A 15279-nucleotide genomic window follows, 5' to 3' on the forward strand; every position below is an offset into this window, starting at 1 on the left:
TACCTTACGGTTCGCAAGCGACTACGAGAGGCACCCCTGCGATCGGGTGTCCCTGGTCAGCGCGACCATATCAGCAGGTCTCAGGTGCCTTCGGAGGCGGGGACCACCATCTGGCTGCGGCTGCGCTTGGACGCTCTGGCCTCGAGCCACGACGTCACGAGCACCGTCGCGACCAGTGTGATTCCGAGCGCCTTGGGCTCGAGCCAGTCCTGCCCGCGCAGCAAGATCACCGCGGCCAGCAGCACGATCAGCTTGCCCATGAATCCGCCGAGTGCGGCGACCATCACGAACATGGGGTCGAGCGCCGCGGTCTTGCGCATCAACAACAGCGTGGCGAGGCTCGAAGCAATGGCGATGACACCACCGATGAGTGATCCGTAGAGACCTTCAGTCCCCCAGATCACCGTTGACACAACTACGCCGACGGCGAACGTGCCGAGCGCGGCCCACACGGCCGCGCGGAACATTTCCCCGGCGAGCCGCTGGATCACCAGCTCGTGCGTGACAACCTCGTCCGCGTCGCTCATGTCTCGAAGTGTAGGAACCCGCATTTGAGAGGCCGCAGGCAGCCCCTCGGTGAAACCGTCAGGACTTGCGAGCTTCCCTGAGTCGCGGAATCGCGGAGACGACGAACGCCACGATCAACCCGATGACGAAGCACGTCGCAACGATGATCGGGTCGAACAACGTGAGAGCTACGGCTCCAAACGCAAGCACGCCCGCCCACAAATAGATGAGCAGCACTGCCCGCCGCTGGGAGTGACCGATCTCCAGCAATCGGTGGTGCAGGTGCATCTTGTCGGGCGAGAACGGACTCTCCCCGCGGCGCGTGCGGCGGATGATCGCCATCAGCAGGTCGAGCAGCGGCACGAACAGCACCGCGGCGACGACGATCAGCGGCGACAGCAGACCGAGCAGGTCGGCCGCGCTGCCCGTGGCCTGGTTGATCTTGCCCGACGCGCTGGTCGTGGCCGCGGCGAGCATCAGGCCGATGAGCATCGAGCCCGAGTCGCCCATGAAGATGCGCGCGGGGTTGAAGTTGTGCGGCAGGAAGCCCAGGCACGCGCCGGCGAGCGCGGCGGCGATCAGCGCGGGCGGGTAGGCCTCGACCGCGCCCTGCCGTTCGACGAGCAGGCCGATGGAGAACGCACACGTCGCCGCGGCCGCGATGAGCCCGATGCCGGCAGCCAGTCCGTCGAGGCCGTCGACGAAGTTCATCGCGTTGATCATCGTGACCGCGAGCAGCACGGTCAGCAGCGCACCCTGGTTCTGGTCGAGGCTGATGGTCGCGCCGCCGTCCCACGGCACCCACGCGATCATCCACTGCAGACCGAACAACACGAGGATGCCCGCAGCCGTGACCTGCCCGGCGAGCTTGGTGAGCGAGTCGAGCTCGAACCGGTCGTCAATCGCGCCCACGAGCACGATGACGCCGCCCGCGACCATGACGCCCCACGGGTCGTTCGAGAAGTCGAACGCGGCCCGCAGCACCGGCAGTTGGTGCGCCACGAACATGCCGCACAGCACGCCGCCGTAGATGGCGACACCACCCATGCGCGGCATCGGCTGCACGTGCACGTCGCGCTTGCGCGGGTAGGCCACCGCCCCGAGCCGGAACGCCATCGCGCGCACCAGGCCGACGAGCAAGAACGTCGCGACGGCAGCGATCAACGCGACGAGCAGGTACTCGCGCACGGGAAGGATGAACGAGGATGCGGGCCCCACGGGCCTACCAATCGATCGGGAGTGTTCGGGGTGCTCGCCACGGTACCCGCGGCGACATGATCAATTCTGTCAGCCGCCAGTCAGCGCGCTACTTCGACCTCGATGCCGAGCACCTCGTTGACCTCTTCCTTGCTGACCGCACCTTCCCTGAGGATGAGCGCGTCCGGTCCGGTGAGGTCGACGATGGTGGAGGCGATGTTCTCGCCACTAAGCCCACCGTCGAGGTACACGGGCACCGAATCCCCGAGCTGATCCCTCGCCTCCTGCGCACTGGAAGCCGGCGCATGCCCAGTCTTGTTCGCGCTGGACACGGCCATCGGCCCGACGTCCCTGAGCAGCTCCAGCGCAACCGGATGCAACGGCATCCGCAACATCACCGTGCCGCGCGTTTGCCCGAGATCCCAGGCCAAGCTGGGCGCGTGCGGCAGCACAATGCTCAGCCCTCCAGGCCAGAACGCCTCGATGAGCGCCCGCGCCTGCCGAGGCACGCTGAGGACCAGCCCGTCGATCGTGGTCCAGGACCCGACCAAAACCGGCACGGGCATGTCAGGCCCACGCCCCTTGGCCTCGAGAAGGCTCCGAACCGCTTCAGCGTCGAACGCGTCGCAGCCGATCCCGTAAACGGTGTCGGTGGGCAGGACGACAAGGCGCCCGCTCCGCACCGCACCGGCCGCGGCGGCGAGACCCGCCGCGCGGTTGCTCGGTTCGCTGCAGTCGTAGACCGTGCTCACCTCGGTGAGCCTAGTCAGCCTCGCCGACCGGCCGTCGTACGGCCCGCCCTTCAACCGGGCTCCGCGCGGCAGTCACTCACCAGAGCGGGCGAACCCTCCACACCGAACGGCCCGCCTGTGCCGCCACCGCCTGTCCCGCACAGGCCTGCTCGTCGGGCTCGCCGTGGTTCTGGCAGGCGGGCGGCACCGGCGCGTTCCTCCATCTCGGCATCACGCTGACCGACCAGTTCCCGGTCAGCCACGACTACCTAGACATCGACGTCCCGGCGGACAAGGCGCTCCCCAAGGCACGCTGGGCCCGTTGACCCGCTGCTCCTACTCGATGAAGAGCCTCGAGTGGGTACAGGTCTTCGTGTACCAGCCACCGTTCACCGCACAGAAGGACATCGCCAACTACGAGGACCGCAAGAACGAAACCTGGGACATCTCCCTCTGGCAGCAGGACCTTATCGTCGACATCGCCTTCCAGACCAATAAAACGAGCCGTACGGCTCGTTGGACGCCAAGGCGTTCCAGAAGTCCTGCCCGAACGCGGGGTCTGCCCGCGCTGGTCAAGACCCAGTTCCACGTCATGGCAGCCGACACGGCCATGGAACGCCACCCTGAGTCGTCCCTGCAGGGCGGCGCACTGTGCGAGCGCCACAACATCGCTCCCGAAGCCAGCTCGGACAAGGAGAACTACCGCGCACTCGAAGCATCACTGCGGATGTGGGACAAGCCGCAGGCGGCGATCGACCGCAACGCCTACCAATGCGACCCGGCGGACAAGCACCCGTTCGGCCCGCCGGTGGCGGTCACCCCGTCCCTGGGCACGGGCCAGACCTGCATGAGCAACATCCAGATCGACTGGGTGCTCGACTTCCAGATGGGCGATGTGAACGTCGGCCTGCAGAGCGACTACGGAGGGGCCTCCTACATGCAGCGTCCTGTGGAGGGCTGCGCGACGAACTGCTGCCGGCGGCGAAGCACATCACCGAGCAAGGCGCGACGAAGTAGCCGGGGCAGCGAGCCGAGGCGAACTGCGTGGAGTGGTGTTGACCACCACTCACGCAGACGCAGGCGACGCCAAGCGCGAAGAACTGCGGTTTTGTTCTCACTTACCACGTTCAGGACGTTCCTGACCAGGGTGAAGTTTTAGCCCAAACAGGGTTAAGTAGTTCAACGCATCCCCCAAACGGGCGCACCACTGTATGGTCATGAGCCGACCACAGAGCGCAATCGGGGAGGGTCGAGCTTCTGTGTCCGAGGAAGTTGTGACAAGCGGCAAGGTCGGCAGTTTCGCCGACAAGGCCACAGGCGGCACGTGGGACGGCATATTCGGGGTAGGTCTGGGCGCCATCGTCGACGCCGCCAAAGCGGTCTCGGTCGCGGTCGAAACCCAGGCGCTGTCGGTAGATCCGCATCTCGTCGACTCAATGATCAAGAAGCTCACCGAGATGAAGGACGTCGTCGACGAGGTCGTCCGCGACGCGGCCAACCTGAGCATGGACACGAAGCTCGGTGGTGGGTACGCCGAACAGATCAGCCAGGGCAACCGAACTTTCGGTCGAGCGGCCCAGCAGACGCTCAAGGACGTCGCAAAGGCGATTGACGATCTCAAGACCCAGATCGAGAAGAGCCGCGCGACCTACAAGGCCGTTGACCAGAGTCATGCCGATTCCATCAAGAAACTCGACGGGAAGTAATGAAGCGCATCCTCATTGCCACTACGGTCGGCCTCGCCATGCTCAGCGCCGGCTGCTCAGGCACCTCGGGAAACGCCAACCCGACGCCGACCGGTGGCTCTACTCCGACCAGTAACAGCAACGCCGACCAAACGTCCGGCTTGAAGGACGCGAAGCCGTGCGACTTGCTCGCCGAGAGCGAGGTCACCGGTCTCGGCCTCAAGTACCCCGGCAAGCCAAAGCAGGTGGGAACCGCGAACAGCTGCGACTGGGCCATCAGCGGCAATGGCGGCCTTCAGGTCGGCATCCGCACCGACTCGGGCGTCAAGGCCCTGAACCTCGACGGCGACAAGATCACACAGACCAAGGTCGGCAAGTACGACGCGACCAAGGTCGAGGCACCGGACGGCGCCAAGAGCGCCTGCACTTTCGCCATCGCGGTCAGTGAGTCGTCCTCGGTCGTGGTGATCGGAAACTTGACCACCACTTCGGACGACACCGCGGCCGCCTGCGACCGGGCCTCGAAGGCCGCCGAACTGATCGCACCGAAACTGCCCTAACGCCGCCCGAGGGGGGGAATCTCATGGCGCCCGTCAAGCCCACCGTTCCGCATCCGAACGCGAACTACCCAGGCCAGCCGCATGAAGAAATGAAGAAGCTGGTCACCGAGAAGTACAGCCCGACCGAGGCGAACCAGGTGATCGACGCCTGGGCCCAACTCGGTACCAAGTTCAAGGAACTGGCCACCGACTTCAACATCCTGGTCAACGGGTCGCAGGCGGGGTGGACGGGCAAGGCAGCCGAGGCGGTCCGGGGAGCGCTCGGCAAGGTGGGCACCTTCGCCGACACCACCGGTGAGGGCTTCACGCGCACTTCGAACGCCATCGCCACGCAGCGGGACGCGGCGGTTCAGGCGAACAAGAGCATGCCCGAGCCGGTCGACTTCAACCCCCTCGACATCGCGAAGAAGTGGGCGGGCGCCTCCGTCATCTTCCCGCCGGCGATGGTCGCCTCGCCGGTCGAGATGTTCATGAAGCACAACGAGAAGCAAGAGGCCAAGGCCGAAGCTGTGCAGGTCATGCAGACGCGCGACAACACGATGATGTCGGCCGCGATGTCCATGCCCACCATGGAGTCCACCCCGCAGGTCACGCAGGATCAGGGCGTCACGCAGCCCAGCAGCAGCAACAGCTCGCACAGCCTGAGCAACGTCAACGCCAACCAGCGGTTCAGCAACACCGGCATGCCGTCTATGCCTCCGGGCACCAACAACGGCACGACGAACCCGTCCTGGGTCGCTCCGCCCACCAAGGACCCGAACCTGCCGGGCAACCTGAACAACCCGAACAACCCCGGCGGCAACAACCAGAACCGCCCGCCGTACGGACCTCCCGGCATGCTGCCACCCGGCATGCGCCCGCCCAACGGTCAGGGCAGGCCTCCCGGCGGTGGACCCGGCATGCGTCCCGGCGGACCCGGTGGACCTGGCGGTGGGCCCGGTGGCGCGGGTGGCCGCGGCATGGGTGCCGGTGGCATGGGTGCCGGTGGGCGCGGCATGGGCAGCTTCGGGCCTGCCAACCCCGGCGGTGGCGCCGGCGTCATGGGCAACGCGGGAGCTGCAGGAACAGCGGCGGGTGGCGCAACTGGTCGCGCGGGTGCCGCGGGCGGCATGGGTGCTGGTGGCGCCGGCGCCGGTGCCGGCGGCGGCCAAGGTGGGGAGGACAAGGAGCACAAGTCGAACTACCTCGTGCCCACTGACGAGTTCTTCGACGACGATCGCATGGTCGCGCCGCCGGTGATCGGCGGATGAGGCAGATCGCTCAGCTCTCCCTGCCCGCGTTCGAGGTTCTCTGGGAGGACCTGCGGGCGGGGAGCATTCCCTACCCCTTTGAGATCAACCAGCACGGCGAGACGCTCGACGAGCGCGCCCGCATCAAGGCTTCGGTGCACCAGGAGCTCGAACGCCGAGGGCTCGTGCGGCGCGGGCGGCCGGAGCCTGACCTCGAGGACGCGCTGAACCTGTTGGCGCGCCCCGAACTTCGCGTCATCGCGATGTGCATGCCGGACTTGAACCAGCAGAAAGTCGTCAGGGCCAGCGTGGTGGCCCGCGGCGGGTATGCCGTGCTGGTCAACCAGGACGACGCCGGCATCACGCTGAACCTGGTGCAGCCCAACGAGATCGCGACGAGCCTGGCCAACGCCATGCCGCCGGGCCGCCCAGGCCCCGGCAAACTCGTGACCGTGCCTGCACAAGCCTTCGAAGCCCCGCAACAACAAGACGGCTTCCGGCAATCGGTTCGCACGACGCAGAACGACGATGTCCGCATCGCAAAGCAGATGCTGACCGGGCCGGCCATCGGCAACGGCCACTTCCTCGTCCAGATGGGACAGGGGCGCACCAAACGGGACTTCCCGCCCGTCACCTGGATCGACACGAACCAGGGCCGCTACACCAACGTCGAGACCCGCGCAGGCTGGTTCACCATCAGTCCTGCCGACAACATGGGTCTGGCGCGGCACCTGGGACAGGTGCTTGCGATGACGAGCGAACGATAGGCACACACGCGGTCACGCGCGAGGCGGCGGATCCTCAAGCGCGTGACCGCGTGCCCTCCCCGACGTCAGAACATACGACCGTTTGGCCCCAGCGAACCCGAACGTCAGGTTATTGGCCAGGATTTGGCAACTCAGCGCCCGGCTCCGCGGCGCGCAGCCCCTCGTTCGGCGCATTGACAATTCGCAATTGTGCCGCGCCTGTTCCATTCCGATCAGGAACGACTATTGTTTCAACAATCAGCGGCAAAGACGCCGGAATGCACGTCAGCCATGCCGTTGACCAGCGCAAACGCGAAGTGCTCAATTCAATGACAGAAAGTGGACAGGACAATGTCATCTCCTGCGCGCCGGGAGTGGGTCGCTGCTCGGGCTTGGGCGGGTCTCGCCGCGCGGACCGCTCGCGCTCGACTCAGCGGTGAGCCGGATCGCGCTGCGCTCGATGCGTTGCAGGCTCATCGGCGGGTTGTCCGGGAGCAGCAACGGCAGCACGTCGTACGCGGAGTGCTGGCCGCCGAGCGGCGCAAGGCCCGCGATCGTGACCAGCGGCATCACCACGGGCGGAGGAAGCTCATGAGCGAACGAAACTTCGTCCACATCGGACACATCAAGGACGTGAGCGCGGTGCTGAGGCTCCTCGACGAGCTGCGTGAGGACCTCAACGACGCCAAGGCGCCGACGGCCACCATCGAGACGGTTGACGACCTGCGTGTCGAGGCGCGCAAACCCAAGCCCCGCAAGGAAGTCACCGATCAGCTGATGGAAGAGCTGGCTGACCGCGGCCTTGGCGAGCAGATGAGGGAACTGGCGAAGGCCTTCGACGCGCTGTTCTAGACGCGGCGGGCGGTTGCGAACCGAGGCCGCCCCGCCAGATCAAAGTGGTCAGCGACGTCCGTCAGCACTCGGCGCGCTGAGAGCAGGGCCGGCACGGATTCACCCTGTGTGTCGTCGTGCTCGATGCCGACGGAACCGCCCGGCTTCAGCCACCGCGCGGCAGCGGAAACGACGTGCCGGATCACGTCCAGGCCGTCGGCGCCGGAGAACACCGCGTGATGCGGATCGTGCACGCCGACCTCGGGCTGGACCTCCACTCCCTCTGGCACGTAAGGCGGATTGCACACCACGAGATCCACCTGACCGTCCAGATCGGACAGCAGCGCCGGATCCGTGGCGTCGCCGGAGTGCAGCCGCAGCGGCGTGTCTCCCAGAGCAGCCCGCGCGTCGGCGTTGCGGCGCGTCCACGCAAGCGCTTGCGGATCGATCTCCACCGCGTGCACCACGGCGTCCGGCCGAGCGTGCGCGATCGACAAGGCCAACGCGCCGGTCCCGGTGCACAGATCCACGACCACGGGCGAAGAAACGCCGACGAGAGCCTTCAGGCCCCACTCCATCAGCAGTTCTGTTTCCGGCCGCGGCACGAACACGCCAGGCCCGACCTCGACCGAGATCGGACCCATCTGCGCCCAGCCGAGGATGTGCTGCAACGGAATCCGCGAGGCCCGGACGCGGACGAGCTTGTGCAGCTGGTCGATCACCGGCGGATCGACCAGCGGGATGAGCGGCAGCCGCCCGCGTTCGACCCCGAGCACGTGCGCGGCCAGGTACTCCGCGTCGACGCGTGCGCTGTCCACGCCCGCCTCGGAGAGGATCTTGGCCGCCTCGGAGATCGCGAGGCGGAGCGGCTGCCGGTTCATCATCAGCGGAAAGTTATCTCAGAAGTTGATCATGTGCCCGGCCAGGCCGTGTACCGCTTCCTTGACGGCCTCGGACAGCGTCGGGTGCGCGTGGACGTTGCGCGCGACCTCGTGGACGGTGAGGTCCCACTGCTGCGCCAACGTCAGCTCGGGCAGCAGCTCGGTGGCCTCGGGGCCGATGATGTGGCCGCCGAGCAGCTCGCCGTGCGTGCCGTCGCTGATCAGCTTCACGAAGCCGCCCGCGTCGGCGAGGCCGTGGGCCTTGCCGTTCGCGGTGAACGGGAACTTCGCGACCTGGACGTCGTAGCCCTTTTCGCGGGCCTGCGCCTCGGTGTAGCCGAACGACGCGATCTGCGGCTGGCAGAACGTCGCCCGCGGGATCATCACGTAGTCGAGCTCCATCGTCTCGGCACCCGCGATGGTCTCCGCGGCGATGATGCCCATCGACTCGGCGGTGTGCGCGAGCATCAGCTTCGCGGTGACGTCGCCGATCGCGAAGATGTGCGGCACGGACGTGCGGCCGCGGCCGTCGATGTCGATCGCGCCGCGCTCGGTCAGCTTGACGCCGGTGTTCTCGAGGCCGTAGCCCTCCACGCGCGGCACGAAACCGATGGCCTGCATGACCTTGTCGGCTTCCAGGACTTCCTGAGCGCCGTTCTTCGACACCGTGACGCGGACCTTGGGGCCGGACTCGTCGATCGACTCGACGCGGGTACCGACGCGCACGTCGACGCCCATCTTCTTGTAGCGCTTGAGCAGTTCGGCGGAGACCTCGGCGTCCTCCAACGGCACCATCCGGTCGAGGAACTCGACGATGGTGACCTTCACGCCGTAGTTGTGCATGACGTAGGCGAACTCGACGCCGATCGCACCCGCGCCGGCGATGATGATCGACTCCGGCAGGTCCTCGGTCATGATCTGCTCTTCGTAGGTCACGACGCGGTCGGACACCTGCGTGTTCGGCAGCAGCCGGGTCGTGGCGCCCACGGCGATGATCGCGTGGCCGAAGGTGATCGTCTCGTCCCCGACGGTCAGGGTGTGGTCGTCGGTGAAGTTGGCCCACCCGTTGTACTCGGTGATGCCGTTTTTCTTCATGAGGAAGTGCACGCCCTTGACGCGCCCGTCCGCGACCTTGCGGCTGCGCTGCCACGCCGCGCTGTAGTCGAAGCTGACGGTGCCGTCGACCTTGATGCCGAACGTCTTCTGCTCGTGCGTGAAGATGTGGGCGAGCTCGGCGTTGCGCAGCAGCGCCTTCGACGGGATGCAGCCGACGTTCAGGCAGACGCCGCCCCAGTACTTCTCCTCGACGACGGCGGTCTTCAGCCCGAGCTGAGCCGCCCGGATCGCGGCGACGTACCCGCCGGGACCCGCACCCACGACGACGACATCAAAGTGTGCGCTCATAAGCACACACCCTAGGTCCCGAGCTGCTCCTGCAAGAACTCAACCGTCCTTTTCCAAGCGTTCGCCTGAGCGTGCGCTGTGGCCTGCGGAACACCACCACCCGAGAAGGTGACACCGGGCCCCGGATAGGTCACGTCGGTGGCCGGACGGTACGGCGGGGCCGCGATCAGGTGTCCTGCCTCGGGATACACGACGTGCTCGAACGGGAACGGGTGCTCGTGGTCCTTCAACCGCCGCATCGCGACCTCGCTCAGCTCGGTCGACGGCCACCCGTCGTCGTGCCCGGACGAGATGAGCAACACACCCCCGACGATGTTCTCGACGCGGATCTCGGTGTCCTCGGGGATGCCGTCGGACGTGTCGAACGCGAGCCGCAGCGGCACCGGCTCGTCGTTGACGATCTTCGACCGCAGCTCGTCGCCCACGTAGTACGGCAGGTACGGCAGCGGCTCGCCCTTCAACGTCCACGACGCCGCGTCGTGCTGGAGGATCTGCAGCAGGTTCGCGCCGGGCCCGATGCCCTGAGTCACCACGCCGCTGCCGACGACACTGACGACGGCCCTGACCTGCGGGTACGTCGCGCCGATCAGCAACGCCAGCTCGCCGCCACGAGAGCCGCCGATGACGCCGATCTCGCCGGAACGTTCGGCGAGGAAGTCGATGGCGGTGCCGAAGTACTCGAGCGGGATGTCCACGAGCCGCTCCGGCAGTCCCTTCATGCCGAAGTAGCCGAGCGCGAAGGTCACGAACCCGTGCGCGGCCAGCAACGCCGCGTCCGACTCGTGCAGGCCGCCCTCCGAGCCACCGAGCACGATGACGCCAGGCAGCTCGGTTCCGTCGTCCCCAGGGGCGAACAGGGTGCCCACCAGGCCGTTCTCCCGGACCTCCACCCGCTCGACGCCCTCGGGCACGGTCAGCCGCTCGAGGACGCGGTCGCCCACGCCCTCCACCGACAGGCACATCGGCGCAGGCTTCCCGCCGGTGCGTTCCAGCGACCAGAACAACCCCATCGGGTCAACGCCGCGATAGCTGCCCTCCGCCGGAGCGTGCCTCGTCAGGTCGACGACACCGCGATCATCAGCGGTGAAGACGGCATGGGACGCGCGGTCGCCCGTGGAGAGCTGAACCGTGATCGGCTGGCCGGGTTTCAGGCCGACGACGACGATGTCGACCGGTTGATCGAGGGGTGCGGTCTGCGGATTCACCAGGATCTCGGCCACAACGCGCCCCTCTCACGTCGGATTACCCGCCTGCGAGCCGTTCTGCCCGGTCGGCGGCGGCCAGCGCGTCCACCACCGCGTCCAGGTCACCGTCGAGCACCTGGTCCAGGTTATGCGCTTTGTACCCAACCCGGTGATCAGAAATTCGCGATTCGGGGAAGTTGTAGGTCCGCACCCGCTCACTCCGGTCGACCGTCCGGATCTGCGTGCGACGCGCGTCCGACTGCTCCTGCGCCTTCTGCTCCTCCGCGAGGGCAGCGAGGCGGGACTGCAGCACCTGCATCGCGCGCGCCTTGTTCTGCAACTGGCTGCGCTCGTTCTGGCAGGAGACGACGATGCCGGTCGGCAGGTGCGTGATGCGGACCGCGGAGTCGGTGGTGTTGACCGACTGCCCGCCCTTGCCGCTCGACCGGTAGACGTCGATGCGCAGGTCCTTCTCGTCGATCTCGACCTCGCCACTGACCTCTTCGGCCTCGGGGAACACGAGCACGCCGGCCGCGGACGTGTGGATGCGCCCCTGCGACTCGGTGACGGGCACGCGCTGCACCCGGTGCACGCCGCCCTCCCACTTCAGCCGGCTCCAGACACCGTCCGGGGTAGCGCTCTTGGTCTTGATGGAGACCGTGACGTCCTTGAACCCGCCCAGGTCGGAGTCGGTGCCGTCGAGCATCTCGACCTTCCAGCCCTGACGCTCCGCATACCGCGTATACATACGCAGCAGGTCACCGGCGAACAGCGCGGACTCCTCGCCACCCTCACCGGACTTGATCTCCAGCAACACGTCGTCGCCGTCGTGCGGGTCGCGCGGCAGCAGCAACTCGGTGAGCTTCTCCTCCAGCTTGGGAAGCTGCTCCTCGAGCTGCTCGGCCTCCTCCTGGAACGCCTTGTCCTCAGCAGCGAGCTCCTTGGCCGCCTCGAGGTCGCTCTTGACCTGCTCGATCTCGCGAGCCGTCTGCACGATCGGCCCGAGCTGGGCGTACCGCTTGCCGAGCTTGCGCGCGCCTGCCTGGTCAGCGTGCACGCTGGGGTCGGCGAGCTTCTTCTCGAGCTCGTCGTACTCGGCTAGCAGGCTGTCCAGCGACTGCGACACTTTGTTCGGCTCCTTCTAGGTGGTCCCTCTAGAACGGCAAACGGCGCCTGCCTCGGCACGTTTGCCGAGGTCAGGCGCCGTTGAAGCAGCTACTTGTTGCGCTTGCCGTAACGCGCCTCGAAGCGCGCGACGCGACCGCCGGTGTCCAGGATGCGCTGCTTGCCCGTGTAGAACGGGTGGCAGTTCGAGCACATCTCGACGCGAACCTCGGCCGCGGCGGTGGTGCTGCGCGTGGTGAAGTGGTTGCCGCAGCTGCACGTCACCTCGGTGACGGTGTACTCCGGGTGGATGCCAGTCTTCAAGATCTTGTCCCTTTCAAGGATGGCCGCCGGGTCCCAGTTGGTGAACGGGTGAACCGGAGCCGGACTCGACCGTTTAGTTTGCCAGACCCTTCAACACGTGCAAAAACGCGGTTGTTCCCACGGCCCGCACGGCAGGTCTCGGGTGGCAGAAATCACAGCCGTTTAACGTCCCTGATACGCCGTTCGGCGCAAGGTGTGGCCGTTCGGCCACATACGGCTCCGTGTTGTTGGTGACCGTCCATCAGACTGTGTGCCGTGTTCTGCACCGCCGAACGGCCAATGAACCAGCGCCTGTGGCTGGCCGTGCCGTTCCTGTTCTCCGCCGCCGTGTTCGGCCTGATGGGGTCGGCAGGGCTGATCACCGCATCCTGGACCACGGTGCCGCTGTCACCCGTGGTGTCCGGCGCAGGCGTGGCCGTAGCGGCTGCCGTGTCCGGCGGCGTGCGATGGCGGCGTTCCTGGCAACGCACCTGGCTGCGGTGGCCGTATCTGGTCGCTGTGCTGACCTTCGGGGTGCTGGTGGGCGCGGTGGAGGTACCCGCGCTGGTCACTGCAGTGGTAGGGCTGCCGGTGCTGCTGGGCCTGGTGTTCCAGTGCCTGGTGCAGAACGACGAGAACCAGGCGGCCTCAGACTGCCGCTGACACTTCGGCATTCGAGTGACCGGACAGCGAAAGACCCCCGATGACCAGCACCGGGGGTCTTTTCACGTGAAACTTACGCCGAGAATCAGTCCTGCTCAGCCCCAGGCGTGGTCTTCGCGACCTGCATCAAGAACTCGATGTTGGTACGAGACTTCCGCAGCCGGTCCAGCAGCAGATCAATGGCCTGCTGCCCATCCAGCGCGTGCAGCACCCGACGCAGCTTGTGCGTGACCGCCATCTCATCCGGCGACAGCAGCAGCTCTTCCTTACGAGTACCGGAAGAGTCGACGTCGACAGCCGGGAACGTCCGCTTGTCCGCGATCTTCCGGTCGAGCTTCAGCTCGGCGTTACCCGTGCCCTTGAACTCCTCGAAGATCACCGAGTCACCAGCGGAACCGGTCTCCACCAGCGCAGTCGCGATGACGGTCAACGACCCGCCACCCTCGATGTTCCGAGCAGCACCCAGGAACCGCTTCGGCGGGTACAGCGCGGTCGAGTCGACACCACCGGACAGGATCCGGCCGGAAGCCGGCGCCGCCAGGTTGTACGCACGACCCAGACGCGTGATCGAGTCGAGCAGCACGACCACGTCGTGGCCCATCTCCACCAGCCGCTTCGCCCGCTCGATGGCGAGCTCGGAGATGGTGGTGTGGTCCGACGGCGGCCGGTCGAAGGTGGAGGCGATGACCTCACCCTTCACCGAGCGCTGCATGTCGGTGACCTCTTCCGGACGCTCGTCCACCAGGACGACCATCAGGTGGCACTCGGGGTTGTTCTTGGTGATCGCGTTGGCGATCGACTGCAGCACCGAGGTCTTGCCGGCCTTCGGCGGCGACACGATCAGGGCGCGCTGGCCCTTGCCGATCGGCATCACCAGGTCGATGACACGGGTGGTGAGGATGTGCGGCTCGGTCTCCAGGCGCAGACGCTCGTTCGGGTAGAGCGGCGTCAGCTTGGTGAAGTCCGGGCGGTTGCGCGCCTCGTCCGGGTCCAGGCCGTTGATCTTGTCGACGCGGACCAGCGGGTTGAACTTCTGGCGCTGCTGCTCGCCCTCGCGCGGCTGGCGGACGGCGCCGGTGATGGCGTCGCCGCGGCGCAGGCCGTACTTGCGGACGAGAGAGAGCGAGACGTAGACGTCGTTCGAGCCGGCCAGGTAGCCGGACGTGCGGACGAACGCGTAGTTCTCCAGCACGTCCAGGATGCCTGCGACCGGGAGCAGGACGTCGTCCTCGCGCACCTCGGTCTCGCGGTCCTGGCGCTCGCCGCCCTCGCCACGGCCACCGCGGCGGCGACGGTCGCGGAACCGGCCACGACGGCCGTCTCCGTCGTCGTCGCCCTGCGGGCCGCCACCCTGGCGGTCGTTGCGGTCGCCGCGGTCGCGGTTGCGGTCACGGCCGCCGCGATCACCACGGTCACCGCGCTCGCCGCGGTCCTGGCGCTCGCCGCGGTCGGAACGCTCGGAGCGCTCGCCACGGTCGGAACGCTCGCCACGGTCAGAGCGCTCGCCGCGGTCGGAACGCTCACCGCGGTCGGAACGCTCACCGCGGTCGGAACGCTCACCGCGGTCGGGGCGCTCAGCGCGCTCGGGGCGCTGCTGCTCCTGCTGCTGGCCGTCGCCCGCCTCGGCGTTCCCGCCACCACGGCCGGAACGGCGGCGACGGTTGCCGCGGCGCCCGCCGTCCTCCGAGGAGCGGCCGGCGTCGTCGGCAGCACCGGACTCGGCGGCCGCGGGCTTCTCCGCTACCTCGAGCTGCTGCTGAACAGGCTTTTCGACGATCTTCTCGACGACCTTTTCGGGCGCCTTGGCAGCCGGCTTCTCGGCGGCAGGGGCCTTCGCGGCCTTTGCAGGCTTCTCGGCTTTGGCAGGCGCGCCGGAGCCCTGCTTCTCCTTGATGGCCGCGATCAGGTCGCCCTTGCGCAGACCTGCGGTTCCGGTGATGCCCAGTTGGCCGGCGAGCTCGCGCAACTCAGCGAGCACCATGCCGGACAGACCCGCGCGGCGGCGCGGCGTCGTGCCGTTCGAAGGGGTGGACAGAGCGTTCTCCTCGGCTCCAGAACCAGAAGCAGCTGCGACATCGCTGCTCAGCAAATCGGTGTTGCTCACACATGTCCTTCCTGACCAGGCCCCGCCTCCTACGCGGCCCAGCGGACCCGTCATCCCCACGGAACGGGGAACGACGGTCAAGTCCGATGCAGACGGAAGCACACACCGCTTCCGGCAAGCACGGGACTTTTCTCAGGTCACACGGCGATC

17 protein-coding genes are annotated in these 15279 nt (G+C 67.2%); 7 read left to right on the forward strand and 10 right to left on the reverse strand.

Translation table 11 applies throughout. The features are described 5' to 3' along the window. Positions 1-80: 80 nt before the first annotated feature. The 3 genes from DI276_RS05275 to DI276_RS05285 all read right to left on the reverse strand — a co-directional run bounded on the left by DI276_RS05275 (position 81) and on the right by DI276_RS05285 (position 2456). Positions 81-527 carry a hypothetical protein gene (locus DI276_RS05275; RefSeq protein ID WP_086664599.1) on the reverse strand — a complete coding sequence of 149 codons (447 nt, stop codon included), beginning with the start codon at positions 525-527 and terminating at the stop codon, positions 81-83. 58 nt (positions 528-585) lie between these two features. Next, positions 586-1725 (reverse strand): glycosyltransferase family 4 protein, encoded by a 1140-nt coding sequence (locus DI276_RS05280; RefSeq protein WP_112262117.1) that lies wholly within the window; start codon positions 1723-1725, stop codon positions 586-588. 80 nt (positions 1726-1805) lie between these two features. Beyond that, positions 1806-2456 (reverse strand): L-threonylcarbamoyladenylate synthase, encoded by a 651-nt coding sequence (locus DI276_RS05285; RefSeq protein WP_112262230.1) that lies wholly within the window; start codon positions 2454-2456, stop codon positions 1806-1808. A gap of 322 nt (positions 2457-2778) precedes the next feature. Here DI276_RS05285 and DI276_RS05290 point away from each other — a divergent pair, with 322 nt between their 5' ends. The 5 genes from DI276_RS05290 to DI276_RS05310 all read left to right on the forward strand — a co-directional run bounded on the left by DI276_RS05290 (position 2779) and on the right by DI276_RS05310 (position 6676). Next, positions 2779-3594, forward strand: a complete 816-nt coding sequence (locus DI276_RS05290; RefSeq protein WP_112262118.1) for a hypothetical protein — start codon at positions 2779-2781, stop codon at positions 3592-3594. Between the two features lie 100 nt (positions 3595-3694). Continuing rightward, a complete protein-coding gene (locus DI276_RS05295; RefSeq protein WP_157984527.1) occupies positions 3695-4141 on the forward strand; it encodes a type VII secretion target in 447 nt (148 codons plus the stop codon). Continuing rightward, positions 4141-4680, forward strand: coding sequence for a DUF3558 family protein (locus DI276_RS05300; RefSeq protein ID WP_112262120.1), 540 nt, complete (start codon positions 4141-4143; stop codon positions 4678-4680). The genes DI276_RS05295 and DI276_RS05300 overlap by 1 nt, the downstream gene beginning before the upstream one ends. 89 nt (positions 4681-4769) lie before the next feature. Further along, complete coding sequence (locus DI276_RS05305; RefSeq protein ID WP_112262121.1) at positions 4770-5930, forward strand: hypothetical protein; 1161 nt, start codon at positions 4770-4772, stop codon at positions 5928-5930. Continuing rightward, a complete protein-coding gene (locus DI276_RS05310) occupies positions 5927-6676 on the forward strand; it encodes an ESX secretion-associated protein EspG (RefSeq protein WP_112262122.1) in 750 nt (249 codons plus the stop codon). The genes DI276_RS05305 and DI276_RS05310 overlap by 4 nt, the downstream gene beginning before the upstream one ends. Positions 6677-7009: 333 nt before the next feature. Here the strand turns inward: DI276_RS05310 and DI276_RS05315 are convergent, their stop codons facing one another. Next, positions 7010-7231: a hypothetical protein gene (locus DI276_RS05315; RefSeq protein WP_112262123.1), complete on the reverse strand. Its 222-nt coding sequence runs from the start codon at positions 7229-7231 to the stop codon at positions 7010-7012. 15 nt (positions 7232-7246) lie between these two features. Here DI276_RS05315 and DI276_RS05320 point away from each other — a divergent pair, with 15 nt between their 5' ends. Then, positions 7247-7507: a hypothetical protein gene (locus tag DI276_RS05320; protein ID WP_112262124.1), complete on the forward strand. Its 261-nt coding sequence runs from the start codon at positions 7247-7249 to the stop codon at positions 7505-7507. Here the strand turns inward: DI276_RS05320 and prmC are convergent. The 5 genes from prmC to rpmE form a co-directional block, all read right to left on the reverse strand. Next, on the reverse strand, positions 7504-8367 hold the full coding sequence (prmC, locus tag DI276_RS05325; protein ID WP_112262231.1) for a peptide chain release factor N(5)-glutamine methyltransferase: 864 nt from the start codon (positions 8365-8367) through the stop codon (positions 7504-7506). The genes DI276_RS05320 and prmC overlap by 4 nt on opposite strands. 18 nt (positions 8368-8385) lie before the next feature. Continuing rightward, a complete protein-coding gene (gene lpdA / locus DI276_RS05330; RefSeq protein WP_112262125.1) occupies positions 8386-9771 on the reverse strand; it encodes a dihydrolipoyl dehydrogenase in 1386 nt (461 codons plus the stop codon). A gap of 11 nt (positions 9772-9782) precedes the next feature. Further along, positions 9783-10991, reverse strand: a complete 1209-nt coding sequence (locus DI276_RS05335) for an acyl-CoA thioester hydrolase/BAAT C-terminal domain-containing protein (RefSeq protein ID WP_112262126.1) — start codon at positions 10989-10991, stop codon at positions 9783-9785. 22 nt (positions 10992-11013) lie between these two features. After that, a complete protein-coding gene (gene prfA, locus DI276_RS05340) occupies positions 11014-12081 on the reverse strand; it encodes a peptide chain release factor 1 (RefSeq protein WP_112262127.1) in 1068 nt (355 codons plus the stop codon). Between the two features lie 89 nt (positions 12082-12170). Further along, positions 12171-12383: a 50S ribosomal protein L31 gene (rpmE, locus tag DI276_RS05345; protein ID WP_112262128.1), complete on the reverse strand. Its 213-nt coding sequence runs from the start codon at positions 12381-12383 to the stop codon at positions 12171-12173. 279 nt (positions 12384-12662) lie between these two features. Here rpmE and DI276_RS05350 point away from each other — a divergent pair, with 279 nt between their 5' ends. Beyond that, complete coding sequence (locus tag DI276_RS05350) at positions 12663-13025, forward strand: hypothetical protein (RefSeq protein WP_112262129.1); 363 nt, start codon at positions 12663-12665, stop codon at positions 13023-13025. A gap of 85 nt (positions 13026-13110) precedes the next feature. Here the strand turns inward: DI276_RS05350 and rho are convergent, their stop codons facing one another. Then, complete coding sequence (gene rho / locus DI276_RS05355) at positions 13111-15129, reverse strand: transcription termination factor Rho (RefSeq protein WP_112262130.1); 2019 nt, start codon at positions 15127-15129, stop codon at positions 13111-13113. Between the last annotated feature and the right edge of the window lie 150 nt (positions 15130-15279).

This window comes from Lentzea terrae (assembly GCF_003265345.1).
GTDB lineage: Bacteria > Actinomycetota > Actinomycetes > Mycobacteriales > Pseudonocardiaceae > Lentzea > Lentzea terrae.

Bases quoted from the DNA above. Each gene is read 5' to 3' on its own strand.
- DI276_RS05320 (WP_112262124.1), top strand. From the start codon at position 7,247: ATGAGCGAACGAAACTTCGTCCACATCGGACACATCAAGGACGTGAGC.
- DI276_RS05310 (WP_112262122.1), top strand. From the start codon at position 5,927: ATGAGGCAGATCGCTCAGCTCTCCCTGCCCGCGTTCGAGGTTCTCTGG.
- DI276_RS05350 (WP_112262129.1), top strand. From the start codon at position 12,663: ATGAACCAGCGCCTGTGGCTGGCCGTGCCGTTCCTGTTCTCCGCCGCC.
- DI276_RS05305 (WP_112262121.1), top strand. From the start codon at position 4,770: ATGAAGAAGCTGGTCACCGAGAAGTACAGCCCGACCGAGGCGAACCAG.
- DI276_RS05300 (WP_112262120.1), top strand. From the start codon at position 4,141: ATGAAGCGCATCCTCATTGCCACTACGGTCGGCCTCGCCATGCTCAGC.
- prmC (WP_112262231.1), bottom strand. From the start codon at position 8,367: ATGAACCGGCAGCCGCTCCGCCTCGCGATCTCCGAGGCGGCCAAGATC.
- DI276_RS05275 (WP_086664599.1), bottom strand. From the start codon at position 527: ATGAGCGACGCGGACGAGGTTGTCACGCACGAGCTGGTGATCCAGCGG.
- lpdA (WP_112262125.1), bottom strand. From the start codon at position 9,771: ATGAGCGCACACTTTGATGTCGTCGTCGTGGGTGCGGGTCCCGGCGGG.
- DI276_RS05290 (WP_112262118.1), top strand. From the start codon at position 2,779: ATGAAGAGCCTCGAGTGGGTACAGGTCTTCGTGTACCAGCCACCGTTC.